The organism is Lutibacter oricola, from assembly GCF_900106565.1.
In the GTDB taxonomy this organism is placed as follows: Bacteria; Bacteroidota; Bacteroidia; order Flavobacteriales; family Flavobacteriaceae; genus Lutibacter; species Lutibacter oricola.
On the sequence record NZ_FNNJ01000001.1, the window covers coordinates 1 to 18,029 of the forward strand.

Sequence of the window (18,029 nt, forward strand, 5' to 3'; positions counted from 1 at the left end):
TCACAATCATCTGTTGCTGGTGCTACTAATAAATATCCTGTTGGTTGCTCACAAGCTGTTGTAGTTGTAATTGAACCAAAGAATCCGTCTCCGTCATTATCTACACCTGCATACCAAGTTTGTCCTGGGAATTCATTTGCATCGTTATCATCACAATCATCTGCTGCTGGTGCTACTAATGAATATCCTGTTGGTTGCTCACAAGCTGTTGTAGTTGTAATTGAACCAAAGAATCCGTCTCCGTCATTATCTACACCTGCATACCAAGTCTGTCCTGGGAATTCATTTGCATCGTTATCATCACAATCTGTTATTGGTAATACCGTTGTTGTATAACCTGCTCCTGGATTAGAACATTGAATTGTAGTTGAAACTGCATAATTATCTCCATCAGCATCTAAATACCAAGTGGTATTAGGGTTAATGTCTTCATCACTATCATTACAATCTCCTAAAGGTAAAACATCTCTTGTATAACCAATTCCTGGTGAACTACAACTAGTAGTTTGTAATTTCGCATATAAATCATTATCAAAATCTAAATACCATATCGTATCAGGATTTAATGTTGCATCTGAATCGTTACAATCTGTTACTGGTAACACTGTATTAGTATATCCAGCTCCTGGATTTGTACACTGTGTTACTGTTGAAACAGCATAATTATCTCCATCAGCATCTAAATACCAAATAGTATTTGGATGAATATCCTCATCAGTGTCATCGCAATCTGTATTATCTACAACATAACCAGTTGGTTGCGTTGTAGCATCTTGACTAACCAATGGATTTCCGTAACCATCACCATCTGTATCTGCATAATAAGTAGTTAAATTTGAAATAATATTTATAGTGTAATCTTCAACTTCACCTAAAAAATTACTATCACAACTTATCGGATCTGAATTATACTTAGCAATTACCCTCATTTTAGTAGCCCCGTACACAGCATTACTCGGTATTGTAATTGTTGGTGTTACACTGGTTATTTTTCCGCTTTGACTATTATATACAGAACCTAAGTCATATTCTTCATTACTATCGTCAAAATCACCATCACCATTAAAATCAATCCAAGCAAAAACATGTACCGTGTATACAGCTCCATAAAATGAATCCGCATAGGTACTAGCACTAACACTTAATTGGTGCTCTTCATTTCTTTTTACTTCAGTAGAGATTGCAGAAAAATCTTCATATCCGCTATCTTTCAAAGTATCAGAATGGTTGATTGTATTAAAGGTTACATTAGTTATATTAAATTCATAAGAATTATTAGAAGTGACATCACAATATTCAACAGCTAAAGTTGTAAAATTCATTAATGAACTGTAACTAGAATTATTCGTATCACATTTGGCTCTTACTTGTACTTCATATTCGGTTGAAACAGATAAACCCGTTAAATTAGATGTCAATGAAGTTATATCTAAAACATCAGTCCAAGTAGTTGTTCCTACTTCCCTATATCTTAAATCATACGTAGCTGAAGTAACTTTATCCCAACTTACTTTTGCGCTTGTAGATTGCACACTTGAAGCAGTTAAGTTAACTGGCACACTTAATACGCAAGGCTCTTGTACTTTTATTATTTTAAAGTCGTCGAAAGTAAAACCATCAAAAGTGGTCGGGTATCCATCAGCTCTATTTGAATTATCAGAATCAAATAAAAATCGAAATTGAACATTATTCTCACCTAATAAAAAACTATTATTTGCTCCATCAATAATAAACTCTTCTAAAACCCATTTATCCATTGTATCACCATCATAAATAGATTCTCCCGTAGGTTGATTATTCTGATCTGAGCTACTTTTCCCCGTGCTAGTATTACTACTATTACTACTACTGTATCTATTTGTAGAATAACTAGAGGCAGGTTTTGTATATGTTCCACATAATGAAACCCAATTACTTCCTCCATCTGTAGAGCCCTGAAACTGAACATAATCGAAATTTCGTTCTAAATCCCATTTTGCATAAAACTGAACTATAGCCTCATTTGAGTTTGACAGATCTACAAGAGTATTGTTTTTTAAACTTTTTCTAACATTATTAGAGTATGGTCCTGAAGGAGAATCTGTAATTGCTGTAGAACCTGAATAAGCATCCGAAGTAACGCCCCAACTACCTCCTGAAGAGGTCCAATTAGAGATGTCTGAACTATCTGAAAGCAAAGTAGTAGGCATGTAATATTTAATAATATTTGCCTGATACATTAAATACCCATCATTATTACTTAAACTAATTTGAAATTCTATTGGGTCGTTTGGTTGTATGTTTGAATCTAAAGTATATGGAACACTTAATGTTCTCTGTTCTAATTTATTCCAATTTGTTTGCATAGGTGGAGAATTCATTGAAACAATGTTAGATGAAACAGGTATAACATTTAATGTTATATTTCCCAATGTCTGACCTAAATACTCAATTCCAAATTCAAGGTTTCCTGATATAGCATTTATATCCGCTGAATTCAAATCATGAAACTGAGCAAATTTACCGCTATAGTAAACATTCATAAAGTTCATACGCATAGCTCTCTGAGCTATCTCATATATTTTTGTAGAACTAGGCCAAAATCCTCCTTCTCCATCAGAAGTAACCCATGAGCCATTCTCAGGGGCTAAAGCAAGAATTCCTTGACCAGATCCATTTGAATTATTTATGTCCTTTGCTCCACCAAGCATCCAATCACTCATATCTCCATTTGCAATAGTTAATACATCTGGCGCTTCACCATAAATATATCTATTATAGCGAGTCATATCATGACAAAATTTATGATATTCACTTTCACGTCCTGAAGACGGAGCTCCTGGGTATCCATTATAAGCATGAGGAATTAAGTTTGAACTTGCATGATGGTTCATAGCAGTTTTAAAACTCCTAACTGCAGAAAAATCTCTAACTATCTGAGTCTCTGGCTCAGAAAAAGCACTTGGACCTCTATATGTTTCACTACTTTGAGTTCCGGATGAACCTCCATATATTGAGCTGCCCCCCCAGAAATAATCATAATTCCTATTTAAATCTACACCTCTGCTAGAATTATTCCCTGTATTATAAGGTCCCAAATTTTTACGTTGCAGTCCTCCTCCTCCAGGGGCAATTTGCTCATTCCACATTAACCCATCAGGATTAGCTACTGGAATAAAATACATTTCATGATTATCAACCAAATTTTTTATACCTGCATCCGTATTATAATTTTCTAATAGGTACCACATATAATATATAAGATTCATCATACTACTTACTTCACGTGAATGTGTCATTCCTGAATATAAAGACTCCGGTTCATTTACTTCATCAGTATCAGGATTATCAGAAATTCTAACGTAATATATTGGCTGCCCTGCCCAAGAATCGTAATTCCCTCCATAAGTATAAGAATTACCATGTGTTTTTTGATTTGATGGTGATGCATCTGTTCTAACAGAAATTAAATCTGGGTATTTACTTCTCATCTCATCTAGCTCTGCCAACATTTCAGAATATGTTAGACAACCACCCATACTTCCTAAATTAAAATTAGTTGGAATTGCCCAATCAATTTCTGAACATCCTTCATACTGTATAAAATTATTTACACTCTCACTTTTAATTTTACTTGATTTAGCTACAATTCTATTCCTTTTTTTTAACTCTAACTGAGCTTTTGCAATTGGTAACTCTCTTTTATTTTTTTCAGAATAATAAGATAATATATCATTTATAAGGGTAATATACTTAATATTATTTTTATCTAATTCATTGATTTGAGAATAATTTAATTCAAGAATTAGTCCATTATTATCAAACACAGCCCCACAAGATAGGTCTACTCCTAATTCTTTTATTTTATGTAAATCAGCATGTGAAGGATTCTTAATTTGGATTCTTTTACCTGAAAAAGGATTAATTTGTTCTTGCGAATAAGTAAAAAATACACAAATAAGTAAAACAAACGAGAGTAGTTTTGTTTTCATTGGGGCATGGGGGTTAATTAAGTTTAATTATTACAAATATACAAAAAGGAAGTTATTAACAAAATTTACTGCATTGTTAATTAAATCCTTAAAGAAATGATAAACTTAATCCCTCTTTAGAATAATAGAATTCTATAATTACCTGTATGTTTTTCTCTTTTTATTTATATAAGCCTTAATTTTTTTAATTATTATTTGGGGTAATGACCTTACAGCTAGTTATTTAAACAAATCACCATAAGGTCTTGCCCAATGAAATTTTAAATATTATTTAATTAGTAATCTTTTTCTCAACACTGTTTCGTTTGTTTTTACATGAATAAAATACATTCCTTTTTTTACAACTATTGGTAAACTAATTCTTTTACGATTAAATTCTCTTTTCCAAACTTTTATTCTTCGACCACGTCTATTAAATAATGTTACTTTTTTTACATCTACTTCACACTTATTTTTTATTACAATTGAAGCTGATCTTTTATTATAAAAAACTTGAAGTTTTCTTTTTTTAATATTACTACAGTTATCTGCTACTACTTCTGGTACCGAAACACTATCAACAGGTACAATAATAGGCTCACCTATTATATCGTTGGTACCATCTTCACTTTCTGTTTCGTCTTCTACTATAGTATCATCTTCTATAGGTTCTTCTACTGTAGGAGTTTCATTTATATAGTCAACACTTTTAAACGTTATTACAAATTTTGAATGATGCTCTCCTTGTGGAAGTATTGTTCTAAAAACACTATCTTGGATATTATAAAATTTATTCAACTCTAAATCCTTTAAATAAACTACTAGATCGCTCATTGGATTTTCCAATTCATCAACTTTAATTTCAATATTTCCAGATGCAGACATAATTATTCCTAAGGGAATTTCTTTATCAATAATAACTTCATTAGTTGCCTGGATAACATATTTATTACTATCTAATAACCAATACATATCATCTTCAATCATCTGATACATTTCAGCATCATAACCATAGTCAACACCATCTGTTGTATTAGGGTCAATAGTTAACAATAATTGTCGATGGTCAATTTGTGGGGCATCAAACCCAATTCTAAATTTTGGTCTTTCATCGGAATATGTAGTTGCTTTTAAGTTTTTAGATTCTTTAATTAATGTAGTTGCGTAACTTGTAGATAGGGTACAACAAGCTATTAGCAATATTATTATTGCATTTCTCATAACATAGGGGTTTTAAATGTTATTTATTTTTTAAAAAGTTTTGTTTGTTTTGCCTTAAATAGCTTCTAATTGTAAGCTCTAAGGACTTGTAAATTTGTAGTGTATATTTGTTTTCATATTATAGGGATTTTTATAGTATAAATTTACATAAATTATATGTTATAACCTAGAAAATATTATCATATTTACAAAATATATTATATTTAAAAATTGCTAATAAAAATATATTTTATTTAAAAAAACGACACTTAAAGTAGTTGTTTTTAATATATATACAAGATATACTACTCTTTTTTTAAATTAAAAAAGATAAAAACAAAAAAGACCTTAAAATTAGTTTTATTTAAACTTAATTAAGACCTTTTTTAAACACTTAAAACCTAAAATTAATTACTAATTAACCAATATTTTTTTTGAACTTTTATTTTCTTCTGAATATACCTGTACAATGTAAACTCCACTACTTTTAGCAATTTTCAAATTAATTTCAGTTTCACTACTTTCTAAGCTCCATTGCTTTACAATCTGGCCTAATATGTTATACATTACAACTTTATCAATATTTAAATTACTTTCATTTTGAATAATTATTTCCTTATCCTCATTGTTATAATAAGTTGTTAACTTGGTATCTAATATCTGTTTATTGACCTGAAGAGATTCTTGATTTTTAAACATAACAACATACTTATCATTATATTCACCAATAGGTAATGTTGTTTCATAATTAGATAATGTAATATCATAATATAACTCAGTTTCAAGATCTTTTAAAAATATACTTAAATTTTCATCAACATTTTGAATTTCATCTATACCTATAGAAATTAACCCTCCAGAAGAAATAACTCCAATAGGGATTTCTTTATTTACTTCAATTTGATTAATTGATTGAATAACACATTTTTTTTCTCCAATTAGGAAATACATATCATCTTCGTAAATCTCGTAAATTTCTGAATCGTATCCATAATCATAATTGTCTGTTGCTTCTTCATAAACAGCTAGAGCTATTTGCCTATGATCTATTTTGTCTCCATCAAACCCTAATCTATATAATGGGAATATTTCTTCATTACTATTACTAATTGTTGAATTTCTCATAAATACAGAATTTCCAGAGCTTTCAGTTTCAAAAACACGTTGACTATTTTTAAATGTTATTACTCCTCCATCAGCATCACCCTGCACAAAAAAACCTTGTCCAACAGCTATGTTATGTGTTTGAAGTTTTGCTGGAGAACCTAAGTTACTAACATCTGGATGTGATGTAGCTGGCAGATTTACCAAATAATTTGAAGTTGCATATCCTGCTTGATATTGAGATAAAATATGTGAATCTCCACCATAATGCTCCCAAAAATAAACTGTCCCAGTTATGGACGCAGTTCCTGATGGTCCATTATCATCTATAAATTTCTTTACATCAAGTGCTGAAGGATATGGGTTTCCCACTAAATAATCATTAGTTCCCGAAACGGTTAAGGTAACATCTCCATTATTTGGCTTACCAATAAAAACATAATTTTGATCTAACGCACCTGGTTCTCCAGTACCTTTCATTAAAAAACCTTCACCAGGTAAAAGACTACCCGTACTACCAATATGTTGCCAAGAATTATAATCTCCTTCGGGTGAATTAGCGTATTTATACAACCAATATTCACTTACTTCAATAGGTACTCCAATTGAGCCATCATAACCCGAAACAAAAGAAATCTCCAATGGGTTTTCGGCATCCGTTCCATCTCGTAAAACATCAGCAATGGAGTATGGTGTTGTATTATTATATCCTGTTCCAATAAGTATTACAGGTGAAGCCCAATCGTTATATCTATATTTATTTCCAATTCCTTGCTGGTCTCTTTCTATATATCCTATACTATTTACAGCTAAAATACTTTCTCCTCCTTGAATTAATTGAGATTCTCCTTCTAAATCAATAATTCCGTTGAGTTCTAAATACCAACTAATATTTAATTCTGAGTTATTTTGGATACTATACTCTATTGAATTTGAACTTGCATCTATAGAATTAACAAATAATCCTAAATGCTTTTGATAATTGTTATAAGAAATATTATTATGTTCAATTTTAACAATAGACCAATCATAAGTTGTGACATCAGTACCCAATACTCCATCTGTTGGGATATCAACAGCATTTGGCAATGTAGTATTATCCAATTGAGTAACAAATGGTAATGGTGCTGATTGTACATCAATAATTTTTACATTGTATATTCTAGCTCCAGTTCCTACATCTATAGTGTTTGTGGATAAATCATCAATAATATCATCTTTGTAGGTATCCATTCTATAATACCTTTTTAAGTTTGCCCATGGCAATACTGTTACTGATGGAGAAGGAATCTCTACATAATCTGTAACATCTCTTGGAATAACTACTCCTCTAACGTTACCTCCATTAGATTCAATTTCTTGATAAACCATTTTTTGAAGCTCATTATTTGATAAAGCCTTATCAAAAACCCTAACTTCATCTATATATCCATGGTAATAATTACTATGCGTATTTGGACGTCTTCCAATTGTAAAATTTGCTGTATCTATACCTAAACCTCCTGAAATAGTTTCTTTATTTACTTCTGCTCCGTTTACAAATAATTTAAAAATTTCATTTGAACTGCTATAAGTTGCCGCAATGTGAATCCACTGATTCGTATTTAATACTACACTATTAAGTGTACTTCCATTAGCATAACTTGTAATACTTTTATTTGAGTTTAGCTGAATATAAAACTCGTTTTGTCCTAAAATTCTTTGAACCCCTGTAGCTGTAGGATTAATTTTAATCCATCCCATTATGGTTGCTTCTCCCAACCCACTTAAAATTGAAGCATCATCTTCTGCGTAATCATTACGACCATCAAAATACAAATGTAATTTTCTATCTAAATCTCTTGGAGAACCAAAGACATTAGTATCGGAATCAAATAAATCTAAAATTCCATCCCCATCAATATCTACAGAATAGTTTAACCCTCCAATTTCACCATTATTATTTGTATCTAAACTTGCATATAAAGTGTGAGAAATATCAAATGTAGAGCCATCTGAAGTACTATCTAAATAATCAGGTACACCATCATTATCACTGTCTATAACATAATAAGACCAACCCACTCCTGTTAATCCTTGGCCATCATTTCCATAGCTTAATTCGAAAGTAGTTCCATTAAAATAATCGTAAATATCTAAAATTCCATCTGTAAAATATTCTAAAACTCCATCTGAATCTACATCAGTTTCTCTAAACGAATCCGTATCTGGTCCATTACCTACACCATTTCCATTTATATCACCATCTCCATTCACATAATTTGCACCTGATAAATTAACAGCACCAGATTCATTAACATCAAAAACTGTATCATTATCACTGTCTAAATCCATATGATTTGGAATTCCATCACCATCAGAATCAAGTGGTGTATTAGCTTCTGCACTATCATGCATTCCATTTCCATTAGCATCAACCCAAGAACTATCGAAAGGAATTTTGGCCGTACCACCACTTAAACTCCCAAGCCCGCACTCAACAACATCTGGAATACCATCATTATCACTATCTAAATCAAAAACATCTGCAACACCATCCGAATCCATATCGCATAAGGTTTGTGAAATTACTATATCATCTAAAGCTAAGTCATTTCCTAAACCTCCAGTTTCATTATTATAAAAATACACATAAAATTCGTCTACATTCAGCAATAAATCTGCAGTAAACTGATGCCAACTTGCTTCCGGATCACCATTAATTGAAGGAGGAATATCTCCTGTAGAAATTGATGCTAAAACATTGTCGTTTACATCTTTAAATTCTACTAAAATATCTGGACGCAATCTACTTCCTATATTTGGAGCATCTTCAGTATCTAAATTTATTACCCAAAAACTATAAGTTACAGGTACATTTGGTAAGGCTCCTTTTATAGCTGCCGAGTAAAATAATCCTGGATCATATGAAGCATTAAACATTGCCATTCTACCATTAGCATCTCCAGAAGTATGATCTTCACCGGTATACCAATATAAATCTGCCCAACTACCTACTTCTCCATTAGGGGTATCATCATTTCCATCTCCATCTGCCACTTTATAATACACGGTATATTCTCCATCATTTAAATCATCTCCACCAAAACAACCGTTAAATCCGTCTTCGTAACAATATGTAGTTGTCGCATCAGGATAGGAAGCATTTATTTCTACTCTATTATATCCTGCTCCAAAAGTTTCATTCAAAAACTTATAATTAGTTTTAGTTGATACATTTGATATATTACAAGAAGTTTCTTCGTATTCATCTCTAATACCATCGTTATCATCATCAATATCAATATTATCTAAAATACCATCACCATCACTATCAAAAAAATTCTCTTCACCGGTATCATCACTTCCATTAAATTTATTAGATTTTTTCCAAATATCATCTTTTATTCTAGGAGTAGACATTTCTGCATTTATATAACTACTAATAGATGACACTCCAATTGGTTGTGTTTCAAATAAAGTTGTAACTCCACTTTGCCTTATCCAGTCAAAATCATCTCCAGAGTTTTGAGTCCAACTATCTAAACTTGATTCAAAACTTGCACTGTGTATAATAGTTTGGGAGTTAGTTGTAAAAACTAAACTAAAAATAAAGCTTAAGGTGAAAATTGCTTTTTTCATAACATAGGGGTTTATAATGTTATTTAAAAACTGTTAAAAATTTATATTAAAATATTTCCTGTTGAATTTAACAGAAATAAAGAGCTAAGAAATTAAATAATTTCAGTAAAAAAGAAACAAATACTATTTCTAATCGGGTTTCTGTAAATAATAGTGCAGTTGTAATTTCATATTGTAGGGTTTTAGAAGTACTAAAGTACAAAAAAAAACATTACTCAACTAATTATCAGCGAGTTTATTAAATTTTAGCAGAAATTGAGACAGAAATATTTCTACCTGGGGCACTTATTGAAGAAGCAAATTCTTTATAATGTACATCAAAAAGGTTATCTAAATTTGCAAAAACAGTAATGCTATTATTAAACTTATATTTTGCCGCAACATTTAATGTATTCCAAGCTGGTGTACCAACATAAGATGCTAAATTAGAATCGTAAGGGCTTTGTTCAATATTATCTATTCCTTCAATTAAATTGTACTTTGAATATTTTTTCTTTGAATTAAATCTCCAATTAACTGATGCCTGTAATCTTTCTTTTTCAAAACCTAATTCAACCATTCCAAAAAGAGGCGGAATTGAAGACATTGGAAGCTTTGTATCGTAAGTTTCTCCCTCTGTATAGGTTAATGAACCTTTAGAGTATAATACACTTGTTAAATCTCCTTTAAACGAAAAAGTTCCTCCAGCAATATATGCGTTATCTTTATTAACATTGGCAACAACATCTCCAATTTCCCCATCATAAAGAATTGTAGAAGAATTATTTACTTCAAAAAAATCTCTTGTTATATAATTATCTAACAAAGTGTAGTAAACATTTAAACCAACCTGAAACCTTTTTTCATTAAAATACTTTAAAACTCCTGTTTCGAAATTGTATGCAAATTCTGGTTTTAAGTATATATTTGGAACAGTTACTTTCCCTGATTTTTCACGAATTTTACCAATATCATCAATATTTGGAGATCTAAATCCTGAAGAAATAACGGTGTTCAACTGCCAATCTTTTGTTGGTTTATATGCATAACCTATTGTTGCAGTTACAGCCTTATTGTTCGAAGAAATATCAAAATCTGGTAATGTAATAAAAGTATCATCTAACCACTTAGCACTTAAATAAGTATTTATAAGTCTAACTCCAGTATTTAAAGTAGATTTAGAATTAATATCTTGTCTGTAATTAATATAACCTGCTAAACTCGAATAAGTACTACCTCCGTCTGGATAACGAGATTGCACTTTAAAATCGTCTAAAAACCCAACAATAGTATTATTATAAATATCTAAAGTTTTTCCATAAGAGTTAGATTCCACGTCATTATGTGTGGCTTCAATACCGTATGACAAAATTCTTGTTTTTGTTAAGGGAACATAAAAATCTCCATTTAAACTAAAAACATTCAAATCTTCTTTTCTATACGAACGGTCTATACTTGAAAACTTTCGTTGAACTCGTGATTCATTAATTTTTTGATATGCAGCCGTAACAACCCCATTTTTAAGCCATTTTTTATTTGGATCGAAACTAAGTTGCGAAGAAATTAGTAATCTTTTTTGAGGTCCATAATGCCATTCTGCCCATTTTAACGTTCCGTCAGAATATTCAGATAACTTATCGAACCTATCAATATTAGAAGATCTTGAATATTGAACATTAAACAAAATATTTGTTTTGTCTGTTAGTGGTATTGCTAATTTTTGCAAAACATCAAATTGAGAGTAACCTGTATTTTTTTGAATATTTGAATTACTATTCAAAACAGATGTTGCATTATAAAAATTATTAGAGTTATTTGAATATTCCAAAACCTTACCCCAATCATTATAACCGTGGTTACGATTTTTACCCATTTTTAAATCACCAAATTTACTGTGAGAAACACTTGTAAATGAAGCCCACTTTTTATTTCTAAATTCAATATTTCCTTCGGAAGTAAATTCATTATTTACACTACTATATCTTGTAAATACAGAAGAATTAATTTGTTTATTATCACTAACCTTGGGAGTTTTTGTATAATAATGAATTACACCACCTAACGCATCAGAACCGTAAATTACTGAAGATGGACCAAAAATAACTTCTGTTCTATCAATTATATTTGGCGAAACAGTAATAGAATTTTGCAAATGTCCCATTCTATAAATTGCATTATTCATTCTTACACCATCAACTACCAATAATACTCTATTAGCTTCCATTCCTCTTAAAACAGGACTTCCACCACCAAATTGCGATTTTTGAACTTTTACACCAGGCATAGCTGCCAGTAAATCTGCTGAAGTTTGTGGAGCTATTTTCTTTATATCATCGTTAAATACTATTGCCACTTGTTCAGCAATTCTACTTCTTTTTTCACTTCCTTTTGAAGCTGACAATACAATTTCATCTAGTAATTGTGCCTTTTTCGATAAATAAATAACAAATTCTACTACTGAAAGTTCTTTTTTTAAAATTTCGTACTCTATAAATGAAATATGTTGAAACGAAACAATATCATTATCCTTAAACGAAGACAAGTCTGCAATTCCATTTTTATCTGTATACACTATGCTTGTATTAGAATCGTTATAAATAGTAACATTTTCAACAGGAAAATCGGTTCCATATTCTAACACCCTTATATTTTGAGCCTGAAATGTAACTGTTATTAGCAGTATAAGTAATGTAAAATTAAGTTTCATTTTTTAATTAAAAATAGATTTTAATACCTCTAATGATTTTGGTTTTTTGAATCCGCTTAAATGCAATTCAAAATATTTAATTAATATTAATAGTATTTCTTGTCTTTCGGCGGCATTTAAATCGACTTTGTGAATTGCATCAAAATTTGTGCCTAACACCTTTTTAAACAAGGTTAATTTACCTCCATACACACAATTATAATTTCGTGTGCTTGTAAACCTACCTTCAGTCAAATCAAAATACATTTTCTCTCCACTTGAAACCTCAGGATAAAAACCTAAAAATTTTGTCAAATTTAATAAAAAAAGTAAATGAAAATTAGCAATATTATTATGAGTATCTAACCACATAAACGAAGTTTCTAAATACTTAAATAAACTTTTATTTTCCTCTTCTTCTTTTATTGAATAAAAAAGAATTTCTGCTAAAAACAAAGCTATACTTTGCTTTTTAATATCTGTATATATTGAAGTGTAAAAAGTAGAAACCTGTAGTTCTCTTATAGAGTTTAAAGCTCCCTTTGTATTATGGTTTGCTTCAAGGTTTAACTGAGTTAAAGGTTGAAAATAGGCTGCTTTAAACTTTCCTTTTCTAGACTTTAAAACACCTTTAATCATATAAGTTTTCACTCCATAATTTTCGGTATAACAAGTAGAAATTAAACTAGTTTCGCCATATTTTATCGAATTTAAAACAATTGCTTTTGTGGTTTGTAACATTTTAATTAATAATTGCAATTTTAGCTACTGCTGTTTCCGAAGCCTCATTAGCACTTAACAACACAATATAAACACCAGAAGCAACCTTACGACCAGCCAAATTAGTTTTGTTCCAAACCACCTTACCTCCAAATAATTCTTGACCTTCTTTTATGTTTGTTTCATACACTAAATTTCCTGCTGCATCTACAATTTTAACGTTTGTCCCTTTTGGTAAATGACTCCCATTTCTTCCATCTATAGTAATAAAATCATTCGTTTTTGTTGAAGGGTTAGGGTATGCATACACCTCCGGCATACTATCGCTATAAGTTGATACATTACTGTTATAAGCAACTATACCGTTATCTGTACCGAAATATACTTTACCAGTACTTTTATCAACTGAAACTTTTAAAATTTTATTGGACGGAAGTGGAGAGTTATTTTTATTAAATTGTTGTAAAATATTCGATCCATTAGGATTAGTTTGCATAACACCACTTGTTGAAGTTCCAAACCATTTATTATCTGCCCCATCAATACCTATTGAATTTATTCGTTGTTCACCCAATAATCTTTGCGGTAAATCATTATCTAAAATTATAACTGGTTCAGCGTTCAAAATAGTTTCATTAAAAACATTTGAAGCATTGTAATAAACAACTAAACCTTTAACTGTACCAATCCAAACTCTATTACTGGCATCAACTTTAATAGATCTAACATTTAAATCTGGTAAAGCCCCTTTAGTATCTTCAACAACAAGTGCAGCTGTTCTATTTCCTTCCTCATTATAGACTAAAACACCATCCTTATGTGTACCAATCCAAATTGAGTTTGTTTTATCTACATCAACCTCACTTAACCCAGAGTTTGAAACATATACAGTACTCATATCAATGCCAGACCAATTACCTTGGGTATCATACTTTTTTAAAGCATTAGAAACTCCTCCATTTGTTATCCATAAATTACCGTTATTATCGAAGGCAGAGCCATTAATTCTTGTTGTATGGTAATTTGGATATTGCGGTAAAAATATTTTTTCTAAACCACTATTAGTATAGTTCCAAAAATCGCTAATTTCATCATTTTCAACAACTAACACCCCTCCTGTATTTAAAATATCTGAAGGTGTACTTGCCCCCCAAGAACTAATATATACTTTATTTGAATTGGAATAATCAAAAGTTAAACTTACCAAATTTTTAACGCCAAAATCTTTATATGGAATGTGCTGCCAATTTGAATTGTTAAAATGATCAATTCCTTTTTTTACATTTTTTGGCCCATAAAAAGGGTCAAAAGCACCATACAACACCCACAAATTATTATCTTTAACTTCAATATTAAATAATTCATTTGATGAAGGTCCTTCAGGATGAATTTCATGAAAATTTGTACCATCTGCAAGTTCAGCTTTTAAAATACCAAACTCTTTAGTACCTAAAAAAATAACATCATTTTCTAACAGCGCCGTATTTAAATTAAAATAATACTCAGAAGTTGAGCTACTGGTATAATTATAAATCTCAACATGAGAAGAGTTAATAACCGTTATATTTCTAAGTTTTGAAATTGCTAAAAAATCAATTGAAGATTTTAAATCTACAATATCACTAGATTCTGATTTAATAACTGTTAAACTACCATTTTCAAATTTGTATAAATTTTTATTTTTTGAAGTGTAAACTATATTTTTAAACAATTCTACAGAAGTAAAATTACCACTAGAATAATGTTCCCAATTGTTAAAATCAATTAAATTAGGATTAGAAACATTCGCAGAATATATACCATTTTCTGTTGCGGCATAAATTACATCATTATAAACTGCAATATCATTTATAAAAACTTCTGTTGACTGATTTCCAATAAAATAGGTGTCTCCAAATTGTAAACTTTCACCATCGTAAACTACAATGGCAAATGGAGTTGCTAAATACAGTTTATTATTATACTCGGTAATTGAATTGATACTTTTATTGCCTGAATAATTAAAACTAACAATATCTTTAGCTATGTGAATATTATTTTCTTCATCTACAACTTCCAATAAACCTGTATTATACCCAATAAAAATACTTTTAAAATTACTACTATAATGTATACTCGAAGTTACCTCGCCAGATAGACCATTTACAGACGAAAGTTTGGTTACTTCATTATTAATTTGATTGTATTTAAATACGGCATTATCTGTTATAGCATAAACAACATCACCCACTTTAACAAAATCTTTTACATTGTTATATGAGTAAAAATCCTCCCAATTATTAGAATAATCTACTTGCGCCCAAGAATAACTTACAAAAAGAAATAAGAAAATTTTAATAGTATTTTTCATATATAATTCAAATATATCTATTAAAATTGGAACTAAATAGAATTTATTTGACAGAAAAGTTTATTCCAAAAAAAAACCTCGAACATTGCTATACGTTTTAACAATGTTCAAGGAATAAATAAATCAACCCCAAAGACTTATTTAATGTTTTAGTGTACTGTGCCAAAACCCCTCTTGACATTAATACATTACAAATATAGGGTAGATTCTTGTTAATTCTAAGTTCAATAAGCAAATAAAGGCTAAAACTAAACAAATGGTGCGTTTTACCTAATAAACGGTATTTTTATAGTGTAATAAATACTACTTTTTAAGTAGCGGAAAGCTAATAATTACACTTGTACCTGTATTTTCACCGTCGGAAATATCTACAGTTTTGATATTTACATTTTTATTTTGATACAGAATTCTAATCCTGTTTTCGGTTGCTTTTGCTCCAAAAAACTTCTTTCTTTGCGACAAATGAGAAAGTTCTGTAGCTTTATTAATACCAATCCCATTATCAGTAACAACACAAAAAACCTGATTATCTCTTTCCTTAATATTTAATTCAATTTTTTTGTATCCTGTTTTCTTCATTATCCCATGCCAAATAGAATTCTCTATAAAAGGTTGTATAAATAAAGGTGGAACTTTTATTTCATGTAAAGCTAAATTATCATCTACATTTACAATATAATCAAATCCACCACTTACTCTCATTTGCTCTAACTTAACATATAAAGCTAAAATAGTCAACTCTTCTGATAGTGTAGATGTTGGACTCGAAGAGCTATTAAGTATTACTCTAATTAACTTAGAAAACTTTGTAATATAGTCCGATGCCTTTTCTACTTCACTCTTTATTACAAAATTATTTATTGAATTTAATGAATTAAAAAGAAAATGAGGATTCATTTGACTTTGAAGAGCTGTCATTTTTAACTCTTCCATTTCTTTTAATTTTACAGCTAACCTAACTTCAGCATTCTTACTTTTTTCACTAATTCGTTTAATAATGAAACCAATTATAATAGAAAAAATAATTGCTTGTATAAATGCACCTAAATAAATAAAAAACATAGGCTGAATTTCATTTTCTAATAAAAACCCATTACCAAAATACAATTGAACAAAACCAATATTTGCAAATAGCACGTATATAACGGATCCTATTATAAAATAAAATGAAAAAACATCTTTAATTGTTTTAAAAATAACATAAAATGAAATAAACGAAAACAATGTTAAAAATGGCGCTATAACAATAAATATTTTTTGTTGAAAGCTATAACCAAAAATAAATTCAATTATAATAAATAGCGGAGCTAATAGTATCAGTATGTTAATAGCTAACTGAAAATATCTATCCCATTTTATTAAATGATGCCTAGAATCTATAAGTTCTCTAGCAAAAGCAATATAAGCAGCATAGGCTAAAAATTGAACAGAAAAGTTAAGATACAAATAAATTTCACTAAAACTTTCTGCAACTACATCTTGCGTTAAATAAATTGTTAAACACAGTAAGTATAAGCTATAAAACAAGTAAAGTTTACTTCTATTCTGAAAAAAGATGATGAAGTGATAAAGGAACATGACAAAAAGCCCTCCTCTAATCCATGAATAAAATTCAGAATGAAAATCTAAAAACATTTTTTATTCTAATCTAAGTATAGTTTCTTAAATAGTTCAGCTTTTCTATTTCTACTAATACTAGCTGTTAAACCGTTAGTCATAATTAATTCACCTCCTAAACCTTTCATATATTCTTTTACGTGGTTTAAGTTTACTAAATAAGAATTATGCACTCTGTAAAACTCAGAAAATTGAAACTTTTTCTCAACCTCTTTTAGCGTTTTAGAAACTAAAATTTGTTGTTCAGATTTTAAGAAAATTGTAGTGTAACTTTTATCTGATTTAAGCATAATTACATCTTCTTTTTCCAGCAAATACACTTTCCCGTCTGCCGAAATATTAATCTTATCGTTATTATCATTTAAATTATTCAATAATAACTGTAATTTATTCTCTAATAAATCACCTTTTTTAGATTCAGTAATTTTATCCATTGCAGCTAATAACTCATCTTTATCAACTGGTTTTAATAAATAATCTATAGCAGAAACTTTAATAGCTTTTAAGGCAAATTCATCATGAGCAGTTGTAAAAATCAGATTAAAATCTCTATTCTCTAATTTTTCTATCATTGTAAACCCATCCATCTCTGGCATTTGGATATCTAAAAACACAACATCAGGCTCATTTTTATTTATTATATCAATGGCCTTAATAGGAGAGTTACATTTTGTAATTTCAACATTATCAATGTAGTTATTTAATTTCCATTCTAGAGCTTCTAACGCATCATTTTCATCATCAACAAGTAAAATTTGCAGCATAATAACAAGGGGATGTAATAATTATTTTTAAATAGGCA

8 protein-coding genes are annotated in these 18,029 nt (G+C 29.7%); all 8 read right to left on the reverse strand.

Annotation, left to right across the window (positions count from 1 at the left end; genetic code table 11):
• The coding region (locus tag BLU40_RS00005) for a M14 family zinc carboxypeptidase (protein ID WP_090118438.1) at positions 1-3,971 on the reverse strand (3,971 nt) is incomplete at its 3' end.
• A gap of 267 nt (positions 3,972-4,238) precedes the next feature.
• Positions 4,239-5,171 (reverse strand): T9SS type A sorting domain-containing protein, encoded by a 933-nt coding sequence (locus tag BLU40_RS00010; protein ID WP_090118440.1) that lies wholly within the window; start codon positions 5,169-5,171, stop codon positions 4,239-4,241.
• Positions 5,172-5,564: 393 nt separating this feature from the next.
• Entirely contained in the window at positions 5,565-9,875 is a 4,311-nt protein-coding gene (locus BLU40_RS00015) for a LamG-like jellyroll fold domain-containing protein (RefSeq protein WP_090118442.1), read from the reverse strand.
• Positions 9,876-10,113: 238 nt separating this feature from the next.
• Positions 10,114-12,561 carry a TonB-dependent receptor plug domain-containing protein gene (locus tag BLU40_RS00020; protein ID WP_090118444.1) on the reverse strand — a complete coding sequence of 816 codons (2,448 nt, stop codon included), beginning with the start codon at positions 12,559-12,561 and terminating at the stop codon, positions 10,114-10,116.
• 3 nt (positions 12,562-12,564) lie between these two features.
• A complete protein-coding gene (recO, locus tag BLU40_RS00025; protein WP_090120251.1) occupies positions 12,565-13,281 on the reverse strand; it encodes a DNA repair protein RecO in 717 nt (238 codons plus the stop codon).
• Position 13,282: 1 nt separating this feature from the next.
• On the reverse strand, positions 13,283-15,610 hold the full coding sequence (porZ, locus tag BLU40_RS00030) for a type IX secretion system anionic LPS delivery protein PorZ (protein ID WP_090118445.1): 2,328 nt from the start codon (positions 15,608-15,610) through the stop codon (positions 13,283-13,285).
• A 303-nt stretch (positions 15,611-15,913) separates the two neighbouring features.
• On the reverse strand, positions 15,914-17,245 hold the full coding sequence (locus BLU40_RS00035; RefSeq protein WP_090118447.1) for a sensor histidine kinase: 1,332 nt from the start codon (positions 17,243-17,245) through the stop codon (positions 15,914-15,916).
• Between the two features lie 8 nt (positions 17,246-17,253).
• Positions 17,254-17,991, reverse strand: coding sequence for a LytR/AlgR family response regulator transcription factor (locus BLU40_RS00040; protein WP_090118449.1), 738 nt, complete (start codon positions 17,989-17,991; stop codon positions 17,254-17,256).
• Positions 17,992-18,029: the final 38 nt, after the last annotated feature.

Bases quoted from the DNA above. Each gene is read 5' to 3' on its own strand.
- BLU40_RS00010 (WP_090118440.1), bottom strand. From the start codon at position 5,171: ATGAGAAATGCAATAATAATATTGCTAATAGCTTGTTGTACCCTATCT.
- BLU40_RS00015 (WP_090118442.1), bottom strand. From the start codon at position 9,875: ATGAAAAAAGCAATTTTCACCTTAAGCTTTATTTTTAGTTTAGTTTTT.
- BLU40_RS00020 (WP_090118444.1), bottom strand. From the start codon at position 12,561: ATGAAACTTAATTTTACATTACTTATACTGCTAATAACAGTTACATTT.
- recO (WP_090120251.1), bottom strand. From the start codon at position 13,281: ATGTTACAAACCACAAAAGCAATTGTTTTAAATTCGATAAAATATGGC.
- porZ (WP_090118445.1), bottom strand. From the start codon at position 15,610: ATGAAAAATACTATTAAAATTTTCTTATTTCTTTTTGTAAGTTATTCT.
- BLU40_RS00035 (WP_090118447.1), bottom strand. From the start codon at position 17,245: ATGTTTTTAGATTTTCATTCTGAATTTTATTCATGGATTAGAGGAGGG.
- BLU40_RS00040 (WP_090118449.1), bottom strand. From the start codon at position 17,991: ATGCTGCAAATTTTACTTGTTGATGATGAAAATGATGCGTTAGAAGCT.